Here is a 21,075-nt window from a genome sequence, read left to right on the forward strand (position 1 = left end):
TCGTTCGGAGATGTGCCCGTCGGATGGTTGGCGCGCGCTGCCATGCCGCCTTGCGCCGTCCGGCGAACGGCCGGGGTCTGCGGACCCCGTCGCCTGCCTTCCATGCAACGGGTGTCCGAGCAGGGTGTCAATTGGTGGCGACTTTTGACGCCGGACCGTGATCTGGAGACATCATCGATGCCTCTCACCAGCACATATGCCCGAATTCGGCGGAGTCGAGCAGGGAATAGGTGGTTCCCACATCCTTGCTTGGTCACTGTTCAGTAACGGTCGGGCTTTCACTAGCATCGCGGGTGGCCATCATGCGATGCGGGCGACGTCGTCCGCATCGCCGGTGTGTGAGTGCACGACACCGTCGTCGTCTCCCGCGCGCCGCATCCCCCACCCGCACACCCCGGCTCGGCCGGGTCCCACCGAGGGAGTAGCTGATGCTCAGATCGTCGAGAAGGTCGTATCGCAAGCCTGTGACAGCGCTGACGCCGTTGGCCGTAGTGACCGTGCTGGCCGCTGCCGCGCTCGTGGGCGCTCCGGCCACGGGCGCCGAGCGGGCCGCCGGCCCGGCCCCGACGGCGTCGGACGTGGCGGGCATTCCGCCGGAGCAGGCCGAGGCGTTCGAGCGGGACCTCGGCCTCACGCCCGAGGAGATCCCCGCACGCCTCGCGCTGGACGCGAGCGCGGCGGGTCTGGAGGAGCACTTCGCCTCGTCGCTCGGCGGCGACTACGCGGGCACCTGGGTGCCGGAGAGCGGCGACGACGTCCGCGTGGCGGTCACGACGAGGGCCGCGGCGAACGCGGTCCGGGAGACCGGGGCGGAGGCCGTCGTCGTGCGGCACGGTCTCGACGAGCTCACCCGCTGGAAGGAGGCGCTCGACGAGGTCGGGGCGCCGCGGTCGGTGCACGCCTGGTACGCCGATCCCGAGACGAACACGCTGGTCATCGAGGCTGCTGACGCCGAGGCCGCGCGTGCACTGGCGGACGACGCGGGTGTGCCGTCCGGCGTCGTGCGAGTCGAGCACTCCGACACGGCTCCCGTGCCCGCACGCGACATCGTGGGCGGCAACGAGTTCCACCGGCCCACCGGCGACGGGTACGTGACGTTGTGCTCGATCGGCTTCGCCGTGGCGGGCGGGTTCGTGACGGCCGGCCACTGCGGCAACACCGGCGACGCGGTCAACGCGCCCGACGGCGCCGCGCTCGGCACCTACGCCGGTTCGCAGTTCCCGGGACACGACTGGGCGTGGGTCAGGACCAACAGCAACTGGACGCCCACGCCGGCGGTGAACAACTACGGGGGCGGCACCGTCGCCGTCGCGGGCTCGAACGAGATGCCGATCGGCGCGTCGGTGTGCCGCTCGGGCCGGACCACGGGCTGGCGCTGCGGTGTGATCCAGGAGAAGAACGTCACCATCAACTACGGGAACGGTGACATCCCGGGGATGGCGACCGGTTCGGCCTGCGCCGAGGGCGGCGACTCCGGCGGTTCCGTGATCTCCGGCGACCAGGCGCAGGGTGTGACCTCCGGCCGGATCGGCGACTGCTCGAGCAACGGCCGGTTCATCTACCAGCCCATCAACCCCCTCCTGTCCAACTACGGCCTGAGCCTCACGACGACCGGGGGAGGCGGTGGCGGGCAGGAGATCGTCGGGTACGAGGGCAAATGTATCGACGTGCCGAACTCGAACTTCTCCGACGGCGTGCCGTTGCAGATCTGGACCTGCAACGGCACCGCCGCGCAGCGGTGGACGTTCCACTCCGACGGCACGGTGCGCGCCGGCGGCATGTGCATGGACCTCGCCTGGGGCGATCCCGCGAACGGCACGACCGTGCAGATCGTGAACTGCAACGGGAACGTCGCGCAGCAGTGGGTGCTGTCCGGGGCCGGTGACCTGGTCTCGATCGCCGCGAACAAGTGCGTCGACGTCCAGGGGTGGAACAGCGACGACGGCACGAAGCTCGTGATCTGGGAGTGCCACGGCGGCGCGAACCAGAAGTGGTGGCTCAGGTGACCGTCGGGGAGGCCGTCTGACACAGCACCGTCCCGGTACGCCCGCACCACACGGCACGCCCTGGGACGCCTCCGGAGCCCGCGAGGGTCGCGGGGGCGCCCAGGGCGATGTCGTCGGCACGGTCGCGACTCAGCATGACGAGGCGCGGCCCGACGCCGTAGGCGTGGGCGGCAGCAGGGTTGCGCGTGGCGACGGCGACCGGGACGCCGGGCGGCGGTTCCCAGCCCGGGCGGGCCGCGCGGACGGCATCCAGGTCGTCGACCAGCAGGAGATCGGGGTCGCGAACCGGCGCGGCGGCGTGTGCTGATCCCGGGCCGTGCCCCGGCGTGGATGCCGAGGCCGGTGTGTCGGACAGCGCGGCGGGCGTGACGGTCCGTACGGTCATGCCGCGCGCCCGCCCGGCCTCGGCCAGAGCGGCGAGCACGGTCGTGCGGCCGGACTTCGCACGGCCGAGCACGGCCAGGTTTCCGTCGGCGGGATCCCAGCGGATCGTCGTCCGGCGTTGCTGGTCCGGGAGGTCGCCGAGGGCGAGGAGGAGGCCGCGGGCATCGGGGTGCCCGTCCCCGTCGGCCAGGTCCGCGAACGCCACTTGTTCCGGGAGGGGCGGGAGCCAGAGCGGCGCGTGGGAAGCGGGGCCACCGTAGGCCGTACGGATCGCGGCGACGAGGCCGGCGGGCCCTTCGAGGGGCCTCCCGGGTCCCACCGCGAGCGGGACCGGACCTGTCTGCCCGGTCGTGGACCGGTGCCGTCCCCGCACAGGCGTCGTGCCGAGCACCGTCTCGGTCCGCCCACCGCCGGGCTGCTCGCTGCCGGTCCTGCCGAACGGTACGGCCCGCCGGACCGGGGCCGCCGGACGGCCGGGGCCGGTGTGAGCGCACTGCAGCACGGCCGGGGTGCCCGACCCGATCCGCAGGACCGCGCGACCGGGCCGGTCCACCGGCAGGGCCGCCGCATCGGGGCAGTCCACCACGTCGCGGGACTCGAGCGGGTCGGTGACGCGCAGCGCGAGCCGCGCGGTGACGTTCGCCCGCACGTCGGCGCTGACCGCGCCGGCCGGTCGCTGCGTCGCGAGGACGAGGTGCACACCCAGCGACCGGCCCTGGGCGGCGATCCGGACGAGGCCGGGCAGGAGCTCGGGCAGTTCGTCGGTGAGTGCTCGGAACTCGTCGACGACCACGACCAGGCGCGGCACCACGCCGGGTGCCAGCGCCGCGACATCCGCCACGCCCTGCTCGGCGAGGACCGCCTTGCGGCGCCGCAGTTCGGCCCGCAGCCCGGCGAGCGCCCGCGCCGCGAGCGCCGCGTCGAGGTCCGTGACCTGCCCGACGACGTGCGGGAGTCCGGTCAGGGCGCCGAGTCCGGCGCCGCCTTTGAAGTCGATGAGGCCGAGGATCAGGTGCTGGGGTGGGTGCTGGAGGGCGAGCCCGAGGACGAGTGCGCGCAGCAGTTCGGACTTGCCGGATCCGGTGGTGCCTGCGACGAGGAGGTGTGGTCCGTCGGTGACGAGGTCCCAGGTGACGGTTCCGGTCGTGGCGCGTCCGAGGGGTACGGCCCAGCTGCCGGTGCGCGGGCCGGCCGGGTCGGCGGGTAGTCCGTCGAGGTCGTGCAGGCTGCTGAGGGGGACGTCGTCGGGCAGGTTCGTGGTGGCGAGGGTGGTGGCGGTCGTGGTGCCGGTGAGGGTGGGGAGGGTGCGGCCGAGGTGCCGGGCGCCGGCGAGGCGCCGGGCGTAGTGTTCCGCCCACTCGGTGGTGACGCCGATGAGTGGTCGGGTGCGGCGGCGGACCTCGGGTCCGGTGACGTGGAGGCGGTTGTCCCGGATGGTGATGACGGTGCGGCAGCTGTCGGTGGTGCCGAGGACGACGGCGACGGCGCCTCGGGCGACGGCGTGGCGTGCGGTGGCGTGGTCGTGGGGTGTGCCGTGGTCGACGACGAGGACGGGTGCGCTGGTGTCGTCGGTGGTGTCGCTGTCGGGGAGCGGGGCGTGGTGGCGGGGTTCGTGTGCGGTGGGTGGGTCGGGGGTGGGTGCGGGTGGGGTGAGCCAGCGGCACCAGGCCCAGTGGCGGGTGGTGCCGAGGATCTGGACGGGCCGGCCGCGTGCGGCGAGGTCGGCGACGATGGCGCGGGCGACGGCGTGGGTGGGCTCGTCCGCGCCGGCGACGGCCACGGTCCCGTCGCCGAGGAGGTCGTCCCACATCCCGCCGGGCCATCCTGGCGGTGCGCCTGTCCTCGCCCAGGCGGCCCAGGCGGCCCGGGCGGCGCGCCAGGTGCCCGGCGCGGTGTGGTGGGCGGCGACGGCGAAGGCGAGCAGGGCGTCGGGGCCGGCCCGGTGGGGCCGGGCCCTGCCGGAGGTCGTTCCGGGCGTGATGCCGGGAGCGGCGCGGCGCCGGAGCGCCTGGGGGAGCAGGGCCGCGAGGCCCACGAGCGCGAACAGGGCGAGCGTGGGCTGGCGCAGGAGGACGGCCAGGCCGACGGAGACGAGTACCGGCAGGAGGCTGAGAGCCCAGGTGGCATCGGCCGGTGTCCGTGGCGGGGCGAGGATCCGGCGCGGGCCGCTGCGCCGGAGGCGCAGCCCGCGCCACGTGCCCGGGGTCGGGTGGGCGCCGATCAGCTGCCGTGCGCCGCACGCGAGGTCTCGTGGCCGGCCGACGGGAACGAGGATGCCCGCGGCGGTCCCGGTGGTGCGGGTGAGTATCCACGGCGCGCGGAGCACCGCGGCGTCGTCGGGCGTCGTGGCGGGGTGCTGGTACGGGGTCGTCAGGGTGGCTCCGGGCAGCAGCGGGCGCTCGCCGGCGCGGCAGTCCTCGGGGACGGGGTCGCCGTCGGCGAGCAGTGTGGCGCGGCGCAGTTCGGGGCGGCGGACGAGCGCGGCGAGCGGATCGCGGAAGGTGGCGGGCGGGACGCCGTCGGACAGTTCGACGTCCTCGCCCGGGTGCACGGTCACACGGACGGTCATGGGCTCCACGCTGCCGCACGGCCGCCGCGGGCGGGCGGCGCATCCGCCCGCCCTGTGCGCGACGGGCGTTCTCCACAGCTTCGCGTCGCCGTCACCAGCGCGGATCTTCGTGATCGGGGTACCCCCGGGCCCCCGGTCCTACAGATTCAGGGTGGTTGTACGACTCAGGTATGACATAGCCGTCGCACAGGACCATCCCGTCGCACGACGCGGGCCCGGCCAGCCGGTCCGTAGATTCCTGGGTGCTGGAGAAAACGTCCCTTCATCTCGAGGAGAACTTCCGTGGACACCACCGTGTACGTCCCCGTCGACGGCACCCGCGCCGTCCGGGCGCGTGACCTCACCAAGACCTATGGATCCGGGGAGGCCGCCGTGCACGCTCTGGCGGGCGTCGACGTGGACTTCGCCGCCGGCGAGTTCACGGCGATCATGGGCCCGTCGGGTTCGGGCAAGTCGACGCTGATGCATCTGCTCGCCGGGCTGGACAGCGCGACGTCCGGGCAGGCGTTCGTCGGGACCACCGACGTCACCGCGCTCAACGACAGTGCCTTGACGAAGCTGCGCCGCGACCGCGTCGGCTTCGTGTTCCAGCAGTTCAACCTCCTGCCGATGTTCACGGCAGAGCAGAACATCACGCTCCCCGTGGAGCTCGCCGGCGGCACGGTGGACCGCCAGTGGTTCGCCACTCTCGTGGAGACGCTGGGCCTGACGGAGCGCCTGACCCACCGTCCGGCCGAGATGTCCGGCGGTCAGCAGCAGCGCGTCGCGATCGCTCGCGCGCTCATCGCGCAGCCCGACGTCGTCTTCGCCGACGAGCCCACCGGCAACCTCGACTCCCGGTCAGGCGCCGAGGTGCTGAGCTTCCTGCGCCGCAGCGTCCGCGAGCTCGGTCGCACGATCATCATGGTCACGCACGACCCCGCCGCCGCGGCCTACGCGGACCGTGTCGTCCTCCTCGCCGACGGCCGTATCGCCGGTGACATCTCCGACCCGACCCCCGAGTCGGCGCTGGCCGGCCTGGACGCGCTGCGCACGCTGGAGCCGAACGTCTCGACGGGCACCATGCCGGTCGTCCCCGGGGCTGGTGCCCGATGACCACCACGACGACGGCGCCGTCCACCGGCGCACCGGGCACCGCGCCCGCCGGTGTCGCGGCGGTGCCCCCGAAGCGCAACAACCTGCCCACGGCCCGCTACACGATGGCGCAGATGCGCCGCAGCGCCGGCCGCCTGACCGCCGCAGGGATCGCGATCCTCATCGGTACGGCGTTCGTCGCCGTGACGCTCCTGGCCGGCAACGTCATCACCCGCGCCACCTACGACACGATCGCCGCACGCTACGCCGACGCCGACATCCTGGTCACGACCTCTGGGAACGACTGGCGTCAGGACGTCGAGGCCGTGCGTGGCACCGACGGCGTCGTCGCCGCGGACGCCGTCCGGAGCACCTACCTCAATCTCGGCAACGGCAGCACCTACGCGTACGCCGAAGGCATCGCCCGCCCGCAGGACGACCGCCTCATGCCGCTCGAGATCGCCGGCGGCAAGTGGCCGTCCGAACGCGGCGAGATCGCCGTACCCGACGACGTCGCCGAACGTCTCGACGTCGCCATCGGTGACGAGATCGACATCCACCGCTGGGTGGAGACCGACCCCGAGACCGGCGACGGTGAAGAGGTCGCCGAACCCGTCCGCGTCGTCGGCATCACCGAGGACCCCTACAACGCCTACGCCATGAGCGGCGGCGCCGTCGTCGCGACGGCCGCCGACATCGACGAGTGGGGCGAGGATCCCGTACCGGGCGAACCCTTCGAGATCGCCGCACTCCTCGAGCCGTCTGCGATGTCCGGCGACGAGCCCACGCAGGCCGTCCGCGACGCCGTCGACGCCGCGGTGGTGAGCAGCGGCGAGCACGACGTCCAGACCGTGGACGAGCGGGCCCAGGAGGTCAGCGCCGAGCGCACCGGCGGCGAGGACCTCGTGTTCCTCGTCTTCGTCCTGACGTTCGCCGCGGTCGCGCTCCTCGTCGCGGGCCTGGTCATCGCCAACACGTTCCAGGTGCTCGTCGCCCAGCGCACCCGCACCCTCGCGCTGCTGCGCTGCATCGGGGCCGGACGCGGACAGCTGTACCGCTCCGTGCTGCTCGAGGCCGCCGTCCTGGGCCTCGTCGCCTCGCTCGGCGGCGTGGCCGTCGGCGTCCTGCTCGCCCAGACAGCCCTGTTCGTCGCCCCGCAGTTCGACATCGGGGTGCCGCTGCCGGCCGCCGTCACGATCACCCCGCAGGTCGTGCTCATCCCGCTCGCCGTCGGCGTCCTCGTGACGCTCGTCGCCGCGATGGCGCCCGCCAGGAACGCCACCCGCGTCGCCCCGCTCGCCGCACTGCGGCCGGCCGAGACCCTGAGCGTGCGCAAGGGCGCGGGCCGGGTACGCGCCGTCTTCTCCGCGCTCGCCACCATCGGCGGGTTCGCCCTGGTCGGGCTCGGCGTCTCCTTCGGTACGGACGGGCGGGTCGACGTCGGTCTGGCCGCCACCGTGCTCGGCGTGGCGATCTCGCTCATCGGCGTCATCATCGGCACGGTGTTCTGGCTGCCCAAGGTCGCTGCGTTCCTCGGAAAGCTCGTCGCCCGCACAGGCCCCGCGTCCCGCCTGGCCGCCGCGAACACGCTGCGCAACCCGCGGCGCACGTCGGCCACCGCCACGGCACTGCTCATCGGCGTCACGCTCATCGTGGCGATGACGACCGGCGCGGCCGCCGCCCGCCAGACCGCGGACTCGACCCTGGACGAGACGTTCCCCGTCGACCTCATGGTCATCCCCGGCTCCGGCAGCGTCCCGCCCTCGGCCGTGGACACCGTCGCCGGCGTCGACCACGTCAGCACCGTCACCGAGATCTACGCGACGGACGCCGAACTCCCCGGCGACGAGTACATGTACCTCCGGGGCGCCGACCCCGAGGACCTGCGCACCACCGTCAACGACACTGCCGCCCTCGAGAACCTCGCGCCGGGCACCGTCCTGCTCAGCGAGAACGAGATGGAGTACCTCGAGGTCGCCGAGGGTGACACCCTGGAGATCACCGGAACCGGCGACGCCGTGCCGTTCACGGTCGCGTCGACCCCGAGCGACGGCCTCAGCGGCTTCGTCAGCCTCGCCGACCTACGCGAGGTCGACCCCGACGCGGCGTTCAGCGAGGCCTGGGCCTCCCTCGCGGAGGACGCAGACGCAGCCGACGTCCTCACGGCCGTCCAGGACGCCACCTCCGACGACGGCGTGTTCGTCACCGGCCCCGCCGCACAGCGCGCCCAGTTCGAACAGGTGATCAACGTGATGCTCGGCATCGTCGTCGGCCTCCTCGCCGTCGCCGTCGTGATCGCAGTGATCGGCGTCGCCAACACCCTGTCCCTGTCCGTCATCGAACGCCGGCGCGAGTCCGCGACCCTCAGGGCCATCGGCCTGAGCAAACCCCAGCTACGCGGCATGCTCGCCGTCGAGGGCATGCTCATCGCCGGGGTCGGGGCCGTGCTCGGCATCGTGCTCGGCCTCGTCTACGGCTGGACCGGAGCACTCACCGCACTGTCCATCATGGGCGAGGTGACGCTCACCGTCCCCTGGCTCGACCTCGGACTCGTCCTGGTCGTCGCGCTCATCGCCGGCCTCGTCGCGTCGGTGGCACCAGGGCGCAGCGCACTGAAGGCATCCCCGGTGGAGGCGCTCGCCGCGGAGTGACGACCCACTCTCGTCCCTCACCGCCGGGGTAGCGGGTCCCGCACGGGCACCCGCTACCCCGGCGGTTTCGTCAGAACGACTCGTTCGAAGGAGAACACCGCTGTGGGTACCATCGCGCGCCACCCCACCGCCCGCTACACCCTCGCCCAGATGCGGCGCAGCACGGGCCGGCTGGCGGCCGCCGCCGTCGCGATCATGATCAGCACCGCGTTCGTCGTCGTCGCGCTGCTCGCCGGCGACGTCGCCACGCGCACCACGTACGACATGGTGGCCGCGAAATATGCCGACGGCGACCTCGTGGTCACCACGAGCGGTACCGCCTGGCGGGACGACCTCGAGGCCGTACGCGCCGCGGACGGGGTCACCGCCGCCCGAGCACTGCTCCCCGCCCAGGTCCAGCTCGGCAACGGCGACGACCGGGCGTACGCGCCCGCCGTCGTCGCGCCGTCGGACCAGCGGCTCCTCCCGCTCGACCTGACCGAAGGAGCGTGGCCGACGACGCACGGCCAGATCGCGCTGTCCGGCGACCTCGCCGAACGTCTCGGGCTGAGCGTCGGGGACACCGTCGAGACCGGCCCCTGGAAGATCACCGCGCCGCAGGGCGGCGACGAGCACGAGGCGACCGGCCTGCGCGTGGTCGGACTCGCCGACGACCCGTACGGCGCGTACGCCCAGAGCGGCGGGGCCGTGGTCCTGGACCCGGGGGACGCCGGCGCCTGGTTCGCAGAGCAGTGGCCCGGCGGCGACCCGCTCGAGATCGTCGCTGTCCTGGAGCCGGCCACGCTGCACGACGGCGAACCGGCGGCCGGCATCCGCGACACGCTGGCCACCGCGGCGGCAAGTCCCGGCGACGTGACCGTGAAGAGCGTACGGGAGCTGGCCGAGGAGCTGGCCGCCGAGAAGACGGGCGGTGAGAACCTCGTGTTCCTGGTGCTCGTCCTGACGTTCGCCGCCGTGGCACTCGTCGTCGCCGGCCTCGTCATCGCGAACACGTTTCAGGTGCTCGTCGTCCAGCGCACCCGCACCCTCGCGCTGCTGCGCTGCATCGGGGCCGGACGCGGGCAGTTGTACCGGTCCATGCTGCTGGAGGCGGCGGTCCTCGGCGTGCTGGCCTCACTCGGCGGCGTCGTGGCAGGTGCGGCACTCGCGCAACTCACCCTCCTACTGGCGCCGGGCCTCGACGTCGGCGTGCCGCTCCCCGCGACGATCGAGATCACACCCGCCGTCGTGGCCGCCCCGCTCCTCACCGGCACGACGGTGACGGTACTGGCGGCCCTGGCTCCGGCGCGGTCGGCGACCCGCGTCGCACCGCTGGAGGCGCTGCAGCCCTCCGGCGTCCCCCGCTTCCACCGAGGTGCCGGACGCGCTCGCGTGGCGCTCACCGTGCTGGCCACCGGCGCCGGCTTCGCCCTCCTCGGCACCGGAGCCTGGCTCGGCACGCAGGACGGCGCCACGACCGGGCTCGCGGTCGGCGTCGCAGGCGGAACGACGGCATTCATCGGCGTGGTCCTCGGGGCCGTGCTCTGGTCGACGCCACTCACCGCACTCCTCGGACGCCTCACCGACAAGCTCGGCGCCACCGCCCGCCTCGCCGGGGCCAACACCCGGCGCAACCCCCGCCGCACCGCCGCGACGTCGTCGGCCCTGCTGATCGGTGTCACCCTCGTCGTCATGATGTCGACGGGCGCGGCCAGCGCCCGGAGCGTCGCCGACACCTCCCTCGCCGAACGGTACCCCGTCGACCTCCAGGTCTACCCGACCGGTACAGAGCTACCCGAACGAACGGCCGACCACGTCGCCGCGCTCCCGCCCGTGGACCGGGCCATCGAGGTCCGCAACACCTCGGCGACCGTCGACGGGGAGGACTTCTACCTCCGTGGCGCCGAACCCGCCGACCTGCGTGCGCTTGTGAACGACCCGGCCGCGATCGACGGCCTGAGCCCCGGAACCATCCTGCTCACCGATCCCCAGACGACACTCCTGGACGTGACCGAAGGCGACACCGTCGAGGTCACGGGACCCGGCGACACCACACCACTGACCGTCACCGTCACCAGCAACGAGCACCTCGCCGGCCTGGTCACCCGCGCAGACCTCGACACGATCGACCCCGACGCCGCACGCCAGATCTGGGCATCGGTCGACCCGGACGCCGACCCCATCGACGCGCTCTCCCAGACCCAGGAGAGCCTCGCGACCCAGGACGTGCTCGTCGTCGGCCCCGTCGCGGCGCGCGCCGGATACGAACGCATGGTCGACGTCGTCCTGGGACTCGTGCTCGGACTGCTCGCCGTCGCGATCGCGATCGCGATCGTCGGCGTCGCCAACACCCTGTCCCTGTCCGTCGTCGAACGTACCCGCGAGAACGCGATGCTCCGTGCGATCGGCATGAGCACAAGGCAACTGCGCGGAACGCTCGCCGTCGAGGGCGTCCTCGTCGCCGGCGTCGGAGCGGTGGCCGGCATCGTCCTCGGCCTCGTGTTCGGCTGGGCCGGATCCGTCACCGCACTGTCCGTCATGGGCGACGTCACCTTCACCATCCCCTGGACCCAGCTCATCGCCGTCCTCGCCGTCGCGCTCGTCGCCGGCCTGATCGCCTCCGTCCTCCCTGCCCGCCGGGCAGTGCGCACCTCCCCGGTGGAGGCGCTCGCGGCCGAGTGACGCCTGCTACGACACCAGAAGTGCTGGGGCGATCGACGACCCCGGCCGCGAGACCGCCGAGGCGCGAGGCCGCTCGTACAGCCCGCTACCTCGACGGTCCCGTGTCACGGAGGCCGGGCCGCGCCGCCGGTAGCCTGGGTCGTCCCTCCGAGAGCCATCCACGAGAGGTCCGCGATGCAAGCAGTGATCTTCGACGCCATCGGCGCGACACCCCAGGTGCGGGACGTCCCCGAGCCCGTCGCGCCCGACGGCGGCGCCGTCGTCCAGGTGGAGTCCACCGGGCTGTGCCGCAGCGACTGGCACGCCTGGGCCGGGCACGACGACATCGCCCTCCCGCACGTCCCCGGCCACGAGCTGGCCGGCGTCGTGACCGCACTAGGCCCCGGCGTCGAGAACTGGAGGATCGGCGACCGCGTCACCGTCCCGTTCGTCTGCGGCTGCGGCCGGTGCACCTGGTGCGCCCAGGGCGACGCGCAGGTCTGCCCCGACCAGGAACAGCCCGGCTTCACGCACTGGGGCTCCTACGCCGAGAAGGTCGCGCTGCACGCCGCCGACACCAACCTCGTCGCCGTCCCCGAGACCGTCAGCTCCGACGCGGCCGCCGCCCTCGGCTGCCGCTTCGCCACGGCCTACCGCGGCCTCGTCGGCCGCGCCGCCGTCCGGGAATCCGAGTGGGTCACCGTCATCGGCGCAGGCGGCGTGGGGCTGAGCGCCGTGATGATCGCGCGGGCGCTCGGCGCGCGCGTCGTCGTCGTCGACCGCAACCGGGAGGCGCTCGCCGTCGCCGGCTCCCTCGGCGCCGAGCACGTGGTCGTGTCCGACGACGCCACCCGGGTGCCCGACGTCGTCCACGAGCTGACCGGCGGGGGCGCCCATGTCGCCGTCGACGCCGTCGGCAGCGAGCGGACCTGCGCCGACGCCCTGCTCAGCCTCCGGCGCCGTGGCCGGCACGTGCAGATCGGCCTGCTGCCGCCCGTCGACGGGCATCCGCGCGTGCCGATGGACCGCGTCATCGGGTGGGAGCTCGACGTGCTGGGGAGCCACGGCATGTCCGCGGCGGACTACCCGGGGATGCTCGCGCTCATCGAACAGAGCGTGCTGCGCCCCCAGGACCTCGTGGAACGGGTGATCGGCCTCGCCGAGGCGGCGGAGCTGCTGCCGCGCTTCGACCGTGCGACGGTCGCCGGGATGACGATGATCCACCCGGGGGCGTAGCTCCTCAGCTTCGCCCCTGGCGTCAGCCCCGCCCCCAGCGTCGCCGCTTGCCGTTCTCCATCGATGAGACCGTCGACCCGACCGGCAGTACTGCCTGCGGGTCGTAGGTGCGCGGCACGCCCGCCAGGAACACGGAGAACACCGGCGGCTTGCGCTGGCTGAGCTCGAGCCGCCCGCCGTCGGCCGCGACGAGGTCGCGCGCGAGCGCGAGCCCGAGCCCCGTGCCGTTGCCGGAGGTCACGCCGCGCTCGAAGATCTGGCCGACCATGTCCTCGGGGACGCCCTCGCCCTCGTCGGTGACCTCGACCGCGACCATACCGCGCGTGCCCGACGGGCGGGACCGCAGGGTCGTCGCGCCGGCGCCGTGCCGCAGCGAGTTCTCGAGCAGGGTCGACAGGGTCTGGGCGAGGGCGCCGGGCGTGGCGAGCACGCGCTCGTCACCGGGCTCCTCGACGACGAGCGTGCGGTCGGCGGCCTCGAACGTGTCGCGCCATTCCTCGTGCTGCTGCCGGAAGACCACCGCCAGGTCCACGGACTCGGTCGTGCCGCCCTGCGCCTTGCGGGAGCGGGCGAGCAGATCGTCGACGACGCCGACCAGCCGCTCCACCTGTTCCAGCGAGATCCGGGCCTCCTCCTGCACCTCGGGCTCCGAGGACATGAGGGTGATCTCCTCCAGCCGCATCGTCAGGGCCGTGAGCGGTGTGCGGAGCTGATGGGAGGCGTCGGAGGTGAACTGCCGCTCGACGGCGAGCCGGGAGGCCAGCCGGTCCGAGCTGCGCGCCAGCTCGGCGGCGACCAGGTCGATCTCCTCGACGCCGGACGGGTCGAGCCGGGGCCGGACCTGCCCGGCGCCGAGCTGTTCGGCCGCGCCCGCCAGGTACACGAACGGCCGGGCCAGGCGCTCGGCCTGCCAGGCCGCGGTCACCGATCCCGCGGTGAACGCCGCGGCACTGCCGATCAGCATGAGGAAGACGAGCTGACCGGACTTGATGTAGGCGGGCCAGGCGGAGACCTCGATGGTGACCGCCACGACGCGCGGGGTCATGGTGCTCCAGGAAGCGTCGATCACGGAGCCCGTCGGCGCCTCGCCGCGCGAGAGGAGGGTTCCGTTGGGCAGGCTGACCGTCACGCGCGCGGGCGTCTCGGTCTCGGCCGGCTGCACGGCGTCCGCGAGGAGCGTCTCGGGGAGCTCGCCCTCGACGTATCCCGGGCGGGACACCTCACGGGTGACATCCTCCGTGATGGCAACGGCCCGCTGCTCGATCCGCTTCACCTCGGTGTCGTAGACGAACCGCGCACCGAAGATGGCGAAGGGTACTCCGAGCAGCAGGACCGCGACCGCGACCGCGACCATCGTCGCTTGGACGATGCGGTGGCGCATGTGGCTAGCTCGCTCCGATCTCGAAGCGGAAGCCGAGACCGCGCACGGTCGAGACGTAGCGCGGAGCGTTCGCGTCGTCGCCGAGCTTGCGGCGCAGCCACGACACGTGCATGTCGAGGGTCTTGGTGGAGCCGACCGGGTCCGAGCCCCAGACGTCCCGCATCAGGGTGTCGCGGACGACGACGGAGCCGGCGTTCTGCACGAGCACCCGGAGCAGGTCGAACTCCTTGGTGGTCAGGTGCAGCTCACGGTCCCCCTGGAACGCGCGGTGCGCGGAGACGTCCACCCGCACGTCCTGTGCGTGCAGTTCCTCCTCCTCGCCGGTCTCGCCGTGCGTCCTGCGCAGCAGCGCGCGCACGCGCGCGAGCAGCTCGGCGAGCCGGAAGGGCTTGGTGACGTAGTCATCGGCGCCGGCGTCGAGGCCCACGACGAGGTCGACCTCGTCGGCGCGAGCGGTGAGCACGAGGACCGGAACCGTCAGGCCGTTACCGCGAATCTCCCGCGCGACGTCCAAACCGTCCATGTCAGGCAGGCCCAGGTCCAGAACCACGATGTCCGCGGCACTCGCGTGCTCGATCGCACCTTTGCCGGTTCCTTGCGCGACGACATCGTAACCTTCACGGGTGAGCGCACGCGCCAACGGCTCGGCAATGGCCGGGTCGTCCTCGGCTAGGAGTACGTGAGTCATTCCGCCATGGTAGGGCATAACGCGCGTCCTGGCTGCCACCGGCAGGGGTATATCTAGTGGTTTGACGAATCGGTTCGGCGCGTCGCTCGGCGAAGCCGCCACGAACCGTGCGAATCCTCCCCCTGTCCAGGGAAAGTGCTACCACGGTATGACGCGCGGGTCAACGGCTGGCCATACGCTGGCGACCGTGGAGAGCCCCAGTCTGTACGAACGTGTGTCCGGGTGGTTCGAGCGTCACCGCTTCGCGACCGACGTGACCGTGGCGGTGATCCTCGGGGGCTTCGTGCTCGTCTCCTCGACCGGCTCGTACGGGGCCGTCGTGTGGGAGGCGAACCTCCCGACGTGGTTCCCCGTCGTGTGGTCCGTGCTCATGATGGTGCCGATGGCCTGGGTGCGTACCCGGCCCGTGGCCTCGACGGCCGCCATGCTGGTTCTCGCGCTGACGCACATGGCGCTGGCCGTGCCCGTCCTGATGCCGGTCGATCTCATGCTGCCCTACTCCCTCTACGGCCTGACCGCCTACGGCCCGCGGTGGGGGCCGCGGGCGGGCATCATCGCGGCGGCGGCCGGCTGTCTCCTGCTGTTCCTGGAGATCAAGCTCCTGCTCGGCGACGACAACGGCGCCGCCGAGGGCGCCGGGACGTTCGCGTTCCTCATCTTCTGCACCGCCTGGGCGCTCGGCCTGTTCCGCCGGTCGCGCCGGGCGATGCTCGACGCGCTGAGGGATCGCGCGGAGCGGCTCCAGCTCGAGAGCGACCAGCAGGCGGCGATCGCAGCCGGCGCCGAGCGTGCGCGGATCGCCCGCGAGATGCACGACGTCGTCGCGCACTCGTTGTCGATCGTCATCGCCCAGGCCGACGGCGGCCGCTACGCCGCCAGGTCCGACCCTGCCGCGGCGACTCGTGCCCTGGACACCATCGCCGAGACGGGCCGCGCCGCTCTGGCCGACATGCGCAAGATCCTCGGGGTGCTGCGGACGTCCCCGCCCCCGGGTGGCGTCCCCGGAAGCGGCGCACCGGCGTTGTCGGGCGAGCAGGGTTCCGGCGGCCAGGGCGACGGGCCCGCCCCGATCGCGCCCCAGCCCGACGTCACGCAGATCGAGGCGCTCGTCGAGCAGTCCCGCTCCGACGGGCTGCGCGTCTCCTACGCCCGGATCGGCGAGGAACGCCAGCTCCCGCCCGGCATCGGGCTCAACATCTACCGCGTCGCCCAGGAGGCGCTCACGAACGTGCGCAAGCACGCCGGGCCGAGCCCCCGCGTGACCGTCCTGATCCGCTGGGGCGAGCGCGAGATCGAGCTCACGGTGTCCGACGACGGCCGCGGGCTCGCCTCGAACACCCAGCCCGGCGCCCCCGGCGCGGGGTACGGTCTGGTCGGGATGCGGGAGCGAGCCGAGTTGTTCGGTGGGAGGCTCACCGCCGGCCCGAGGTCCGGCGGCGGCTTCCAGGTGCGGTTCGTCGTCCCGGTGCCGGCCGCGGTGGGCGACGTCGGACACCTTGAACTGGCGCCGGCCGGCGTCGCCGATGGCACACTGGCCGACGTGCCGACCGGTATACCGGCGGACGCGGCGAACGACGCGCCGGCAGGCCCGCCGACGGGCGATCCAGCCAACGGTGCGACGGAGGCGCCGGCCGGCGGAACGGCGGGAGCGCCGGCCCCTACGCCCGCCGCCAGGGCGTCTGACGCACGACCCGCTACCCCGACCGACGAGGAGTCATGACCGAGACCGCCCCGACCCGCGTCGTCCTCGTCGACGACCAGCAACTCGTCCGCGCCGGCCTGCGCATGGTGATCGACTCGCAGCCCGACCTCACCGTCGTCGGCGAGGCGAGTGACGGACTCCAGGCGCTGCGGCTGCTCGCCGCCACCCCGGCCGACGTCGTCCTCATGGACGTGCGCATGCCCAACCTCAACGGCCTGCAGGCCACGGAACGGCTGCTGGGGCGCGACGGCGTCCTCCCCGGGGAGGACACGCCGCGCGTCGTCGTTCTGACCACGTTCGACCTCGACGAATACGTGCTCGAGGCGATCCGGGTCGGCGCGAGCGGGTTCCTGCTCAAGGACGCCCCGCCGGAGGAACTGCTCGCCGCCGTGCGCACCGTGCACCGGGGTGACGCGGTGATCGCGCCGTCCTCGACGCGCCGGCTGCTGGAGCACCTGGTGACCGCGCTGCCCGCGACCGACCCGCAGGGCGCGGAGGCCCACGCGGCGCTGGGCGCGCTCACCGAGCGCGAGCGCGAGGTGCTCGTGCTGATGGCGCGCGGCAGGTCGAACCAGGAGATCGCGGCGGAGCTGTACGTCGCCGAGGCGACCGTGAAGACGCACGTCGGGCGGGTCCTGGCCAAGCTGGGTGCGCGCGACCGCGTCCAGGCGGTGGTGACGGCGTACGAGACGGGGCTGGTGCGGCCGGGGGCGTGAGTGTCCTGCCGGTCTTGGCCCGCGCGTGCTGACCGTCTTCGCGCGCCCCTCCTAGCCGTCCGAATGCACACGATGTAGTCGTCCTTGCGCGGCGGTGCTCGGGCGTGGCGCGCCCGAAGGCATTCGTGACGTGACGATGGCCGGGAACTTGCCGACAGGTTTCCGTGCCGTGGCGAGCTTTGCGTTATGGGTGAAATCGCGCCTCGAATAGGCATAAACGTTGACACGACTTACCTGATCCTGGGTAAGTTGTCGACGGTCCGACGGCTCCGTGAGTGTCGTCCTGTTCGATACGGATGGAGCAGTTGTGGCGGTTCGACCTTCGATGGCGGTTAGATGGCCTGTTCTCGCGGCGGCGTTCGTGACCGTCGCTGCCCTGAGCGGTGTGGTGCTCGTGCCGGCGGTGTCGGCACCAGCGTTCGCGGATGAACTGCCGGTGACCGATCCCGTCGAGGAAGGGCCCGAGGCCGAGGACGGTCCGACCGGGGACGGGCTGGCGGACGACGGCCGGCCGGTCCTGGAGGCGCCGGGTGACGGGTCGCAGCCGGTCGAGGACATCGAGACGGTGTCGCAGGCCGAGTCGGAGGCGCTGGCCGAGGCCGCCGATACCGGTGAGCCGGTCGAGGTCGTCGCTCAGCGCAGCGAGCAGGGCGAGGTATGGGCACAGCCGGACGGCACCCTGGAGGGGCGTTCGTTCGTGGTTCCGCAGTGGACGCGGGTCGACGGCGACTGGGCCCGCGTGGACACCGCGCTGCGAGAGGCTGACGGCGTGGTGGCGCCGGTGGCTTCCACGGTGGATGTCGAGTTCTCCGCCGGTGGCGACGGCCCGCTGGTGCGGATGGACCGGATGGGGCGGGTCGTGCAGCTGACGTGGCCGGAGCCGTTGCCGAGTCCGGGGCTGGACGGGGACACCGCCACGTACAGCGAGGTACTGGACGGTGTGGACCTGCAGATGACGGCCACGGAGGACGGGTACGCCTCGTACTTCGTGGTCAAGACCCCCGAGGCTGCCGCGTCGCCGGAGTTGGCCGAGATCCGGTTCGCTCTGGAGACCCAGGGGCTCGACGTCTCGGAGACCGAGGATGGTGGTCTGGAAGCCCGGGACCAGGGTGCGGCGGGCGTGGTGTTCGCCGCTCCGCCGGCGGCGATGTGGGACACGGTTGCCGAGCCTGATCAGGCTGGCGGGCAGTCTGCCGAGGAGACGGCCGTTCGGTCGAGCGCTTCGGGCGCTGGTGACGCGGACACCGCCGCGGACGCGGCGGGCGAGACGGGCGACCCCGACACGTTCGCCGAGGTTGGCGTCGAGGTCTCGGCGGAGCGCGACCGGCTGACGCTGATCCCGGACCAGGAGTTGCTGACGGATCCGGAGACGACGTTCCCGGTGGTGATCGATCCGCAGTGGCATACGCCGAAGGCGGGAGCGTGGGCGTCGCCGAACGAGTCGTACCCGGACAACATGGGCTGGAAGTTCAACGGGAAGTCGACACAGGGTCTGGGCACGTGTACGGGCTGGTCGGACTGCCCGGGCGGGTCGACCTACCGGCTGATGTACCAGTTCGACGTGTCGCGGTTCAAGGGCACCAGGATCCTCTCCGCCGAGTTCGTGGTGAAGAACACGCACTCCGCGGTGTGCTCGAACCACCGCGTCGACCTGTGGCGTGTAGGGGCGATCAACTCGTCCAACACGTCGTGGAACAAGACGAGCAACTCGACGTTCTGGAAGGAACTGATCGCGCACGACTCGTTCCACTACGGCGGGAACCAGTCCACGTGCAACAGTGCGGCGGACGCGGAGTTCGGCATCCGGGACACGATGCAGTGGTTCGCCGACGAGGGATGGGGGCGCCTGACTCTCGGGATGCGCGCGTACTCCGAGACCGACAAGTCCTACTGGAAGAAGTTCTCGCGCGACGGCTATGTGCGAGTGAAGTACAACCGCCCGCCGAACCGAGTTAAGGCGACCCAGTTGTCGATGAACCCCGGCGGGACGTGCGCGGACTTCGCAGATGCGCCTCAGATCCGGTCGATCGACAAGCTGGTGGTTTCTCAGGCCACGGATCCGGATGTGGACCGATTGCGGGTCCGGTTCACGATCATGGACCTGAACAACGATCAGGTATGGACCTCGGGCCTGGTGCCGTCGAGTTCGAAGGCGAATGGATCGGCATTCAGCGTGCAAGTCCCCAAGGCGGAGATTCCGCAGAATCAGACGCTGCGGTGGGCCGTGCGGGTGTGGGACGGGCACGACTGGAGCGCGTGGTCGTACGAGGGTTCGGGGTGGAAGTGTCACTTCAGGTACGACACCTCGGCTCCACAAGCCCCCGAAATCACGTCCGGTCGATGGTCGGCGTCGGACCCGGAAGACCCTGAGGATCCGTGGCTCGACGGGGTGGGACAGTCCGGCAAGTTCAACTTCTCTTCGTCTTCGGGCGACGTGGTCAAGTATCGGTACGAGATCAACGCGCAGCCGACCGGGTCAAGCCCGGAGGTTTCCGCGGCACAGGCTGGGTTCTGGCTCATGCCGTCGGAGCCCGGTGTCTACACGGTCAATGCGCAGGCGCTGGACGCGGCAGGCAACAAGTCCGACACGGGCGTCTATCAGGTGCGGATCGGAGCAGGTCGGCTGCCAGTCTCCACGTGGGGGTTCGACGGCGCCCAGACCGACAGCCCTTTGACTCTCTCTGGAGACGCGCACGTGGCTACGCTGCCTGCGGGTGAGCGCGTCGACGGCGATGCCCTGGTACTGGACAGCACCGGAGACTCGGGAACCGCGCCGTCCTCGGAGCGTGTCGCCACCACCTCTTCGTTCGCGGTCGAGGCCTGGGTGTACCTGGACGCCAAGACGCCCGGGCAGGCCGTGTTCGTGTCCCAGGCTGGGCCCGACTACATGGACTACAAGCTGTACTACACCGGCTCGGAGGACGGGCGCACCGATCGATGGGCGTTCGGCCGATACACTCCCAATCAGGCGATCCGGGCCGCCAGTTCCGACGTGCCGGTACGGTCCGGGCGGTGGACGCACCTGGTCGGCGTGCACAATTCGTTGTCGAACACGCTACTGATATATGTCGACGGTGTGTCCAGTTCGTCGATGAAGTTTTACGAACCGGTGGACGAGTCCGGACCGGTCACCATCGGCGCGGGACGCTACTCGGCCACTGCCGATCCGACGTCGTACTGGCCGGGGAAGATTGACAGCGTGAGGCTCTACAACCGGTACGTCCCGGGCGTGGAAGCCAAGAAGTTGGCAGATCGACGTCCGGCCGTAGCATCCCGGTGGTCGTTCGAGGAGTTGGACACCAACGGAGAAGTTCCCAACCAGTATGTGGACGACGCCGGCGTGCCGGGGCCGGTCATGGCGCCACAGGCCGGTGCGGGGTTGAGCGACTTCGGATGGGGAAAGGTCGGTCTGCGGGCTCTGGACCTGGACGGGACCCAGCACGCCTACACCCCATGGGGTCAGATGCCGATCGATACGTCCAGCAGCCTGACGGTCGCGGCGTTCGTCTCATCGGTCGGTGTGTTGAGTGAGCCGGCCACGGTGATGTCCTTGACGGGCCTGAACGAGTCGGCACTGCGGGTGCGAGCTGTTCCGGGCACGGACGAGACGGGGGCGCCGGTGACGGTGTGGGAGCTGGTGGTTCGGGATACCGACGGGACCGGTGGGACTGTCTCGCGCCTGACGGGTGACTGGACCGGTGCTGACTCGACCGACTGGACACATGTGGCGGTCACCTACGATTCGGTGGCGCGCACGGCCCGGTTGTGGATCAACGGCGCAAGTCCGGACATGGCGCAGCTGGAGCAGGTAGAGCTGCTCACTCCCGCCAGGCGGGTGACGCTCGGTGCGGGCCGGGCGGGTGACGCCTGGGGCGAACACTGGCCTGGCGTGATCGATGACGCCTGGGTGTTCCAGGGCGTGCTGTCGTCCACGCAGATCGAACTGCTGGCCACGGGCGATGACCTGCCCACAGCGGTCCCGGGAGCATGACCATGACGAACGGTATGAGGGTGAACGAGATGACGAT

General features: G+C 72.0%; 11 protein-coding genes. 8 read left to right on the forward strand and 3 right to left on the reverse strand.

All coding sequences use genetic code 11. The features are described from left to right. Positions 1-464 precede the first annotated feature (464 nt). A complete protein-coding gene (locus ACYVK5_RS10895; protein ID WP_460704719.1) occupies positions 465-2,006 on the forward strand; it encodes a ricin-type beta-trefoil lectin domain protein in 1,542 nt (513 codons plus the stop codon). Here the strand turns inward: ACYVK5_RS10895 and ACYVK5_RS10900 are convergent. Continuing rightward, positions 1,999-4,959 (reverse strand): FtsK/SpoIIIE domain-containing protein, encoded by a 2,961-nt coding sequence (locus ACYVK5_RS10900; RefSeq protein ID WP_460704721.1) that lies wholly within the window; start codon positions 4,957-4,959, stop codon positions 1,999-2,001. The two genes, ACYVK5_RS10895 and ACYVK5_RS10900, sit on opposite strands and share 8 nt — an antisense overlap. Before the next feature lie 282 nt (positions 4,960-5,241). Here ACYVK5_RS10900 and ACYVK5_RS10905 point away from each other — a divergent pair, with 282 nt between their 5' ends. The 4 genes from ACYVK5_RS10905 (at position 5,242) to ACYVK5_RS10920 (ending at position 12,560) form a co-directional block, all read left to right on the forward strand. Further along, positions 5,242-6,054: an ABC transporter ATP-binding protein gene (locus ACYVK5_RS10905; protein WP_460704723.1), complete on the forward strand. Its 813-nt coding sequence runs from the start codon at positions 5,242-5,244 to the stop codon at positions 6,052-6,054. Further along, the gene (locus ACYVK5_RS10910) at positions 6,051-8,684 is read left to right on the forward strand and encodes an ABC transporter permease (RefSeq protein WP_460704725.1); all 2,634 of its coding nucleotides are present in this window, start codon (positions 6,051-6,053) and stop codon (positions 8,682-8,684) included. Before ACYVK5_RS10905 ends, ACYVK5_RS10910 begins: the two co-directional genes overlap by 4 nt. Positions 8,685-8,786: 102 nt before the next feature. After that, a complete protein-coding gene (locus tag ACYVK5_RS10915) occupies positions 8,787-11,345 on the forward strand; it encodes an ABC transporter permease (RefSeq protein ID WP_460704727.1) in 2,559 nt (852 codons plus the stop codon). A 174-nt stretch (positions 11,346-11,519) separates the two neighbouring features. After that, on the forward strand, positions 11,520-12,560 hold the full coding sequence (locus ACYVK5_RS10920) for a zinc-dependent alcohol dehydrogenase family protein (RefSeq protein WP_460704729.1): 1,041 nt from the start codon (positions 11,520-11,522) through the stop codon (positions 12,558-12,560). Between the two features lie 22 nt (positions 12,561-12,582). Here ACYVK5_RS10920 and ACYVK5_RS10925 read toward each other — a convergent pair whose 3' ends face one another. Continuing rightward, positions 12,583-13,941: a sensor histidine kinase gene (locus ACYVK5_RS10925; protein WP_460704731.1), complete on the reverse strand. Its 1,359-nt coding sequence runs from the start codon at positions 13,939-13,941 to the stop codon at positions 12,583-12,585. Between the two features lie 4 nt (positions 13,942-13,945). After that, complete coding sequence (locus ACYVK5_RS10930; protein ID WP_460704733.1) at positions 13,946-14,629, reverse strand: response regulator transcription factor; 684 nt, start codon at positions 14,627-14,629, stop codon at positions 13,946-13,948. 187 nt (positions 14,630-14,816) lie between these two features. Here ACYVK5_RS10930 and ACYVK5_RS10935 point away from each other — a divergent pair, with 187 nt between their 5' ends. From ACYVK5_RS10935 to ACYVK5_RS10945, 3 genes are all read left to right on the forward strand, one after another. After that, positions 14,817-16,349 carry a sensor histidine kinase gene (locus ACYVK5_RS10935; protein ID WP_460704735.1) on the forward strand — a complete coding sequence of 511 codons (1,533 nt, stop codon included), beginning with the start codon at positions 14,817-14,819 and terminating at the stop codon, positions 16,347-16,349. Further along, positions 16,346-17,047, forward strand: a complete 702-nt coding sequence (locus tag ACYVK5_RS10940) for a response regulator (protein WP_460704737.1) — start codon at positions 16,346-16,348, stop codon at positions 17,045-17,047. The genes ACYVK5_RS10935 and ACYVK5_RS10940 overlap by 4 nt, the downstream gene beginning before the upstream one ends. A gap of 361 nt (positions 17,048-17,408) precedes the next feature. Beyond that, a complete protein-coding gene (locus ACYVK5_RS10945; protein ID WP_460704739.1) occupies positions 17,409-21,038 on the forward strand; it encodes a LamG domain-containing protein in 3,630 nt (1,209 codons plus the stop codon). Positions 21,039-21,075: the final 37 nt, after the last annotated feature.

Source organism: Myceligenerans halotolerans, from assembly GCF_054782975.1.

What these genes read in the sequence shown, in the direction of transcription:
- ACYVK5_RS10900 (WP_460704721.1), bottom strand. Translation starts at nt 4,959, where the DNA reads ATGACCGTCCGTGTGACCGTGCACCCGGGCGAGGACGTCGAACTGTCC.
- ACYVK5_RS10910 (WP_460704725.1), top strand. Translation starts at nt 6,051, where the DNA reads ATGACCACCACGACGACGGCGCCGTCCACCGGCGCACCGGGCACCGCG.
- ACYVK5_RS10920 (WP_460704729.1), top strand. Translation starts at nt 11,520, where the DNA reads ATGCAAGCAGTGATCTTCGACGCCATCGGCGCGACACCCCAGGTGCGG.
- ACYVK5_RS10925 (WP_460704731.1), bottom strand. Translation starts at nt 13,941, where the DNA reads ATGCGCCACCGCATCGTCCAAGCGACGATGGTCGCGGTCGCGGTCGCG.
- ACYVK5_RS10930 (WP_460704733.1), bottom strand. Translation starts at nt 14,629, where the DNA reads ATGACTCACGTACTCCTAGCCGAGGACGACCCGGCCATTGCCGAGCCG.
- ACYVK5_RS10940 (WP_460704737.1), top strand. Translation starts at nt 16,346, where the DNA reads ATGACCGAGACCGCCCCGACCCGCGTCGTCCTCGTCGACGACCAGCAA.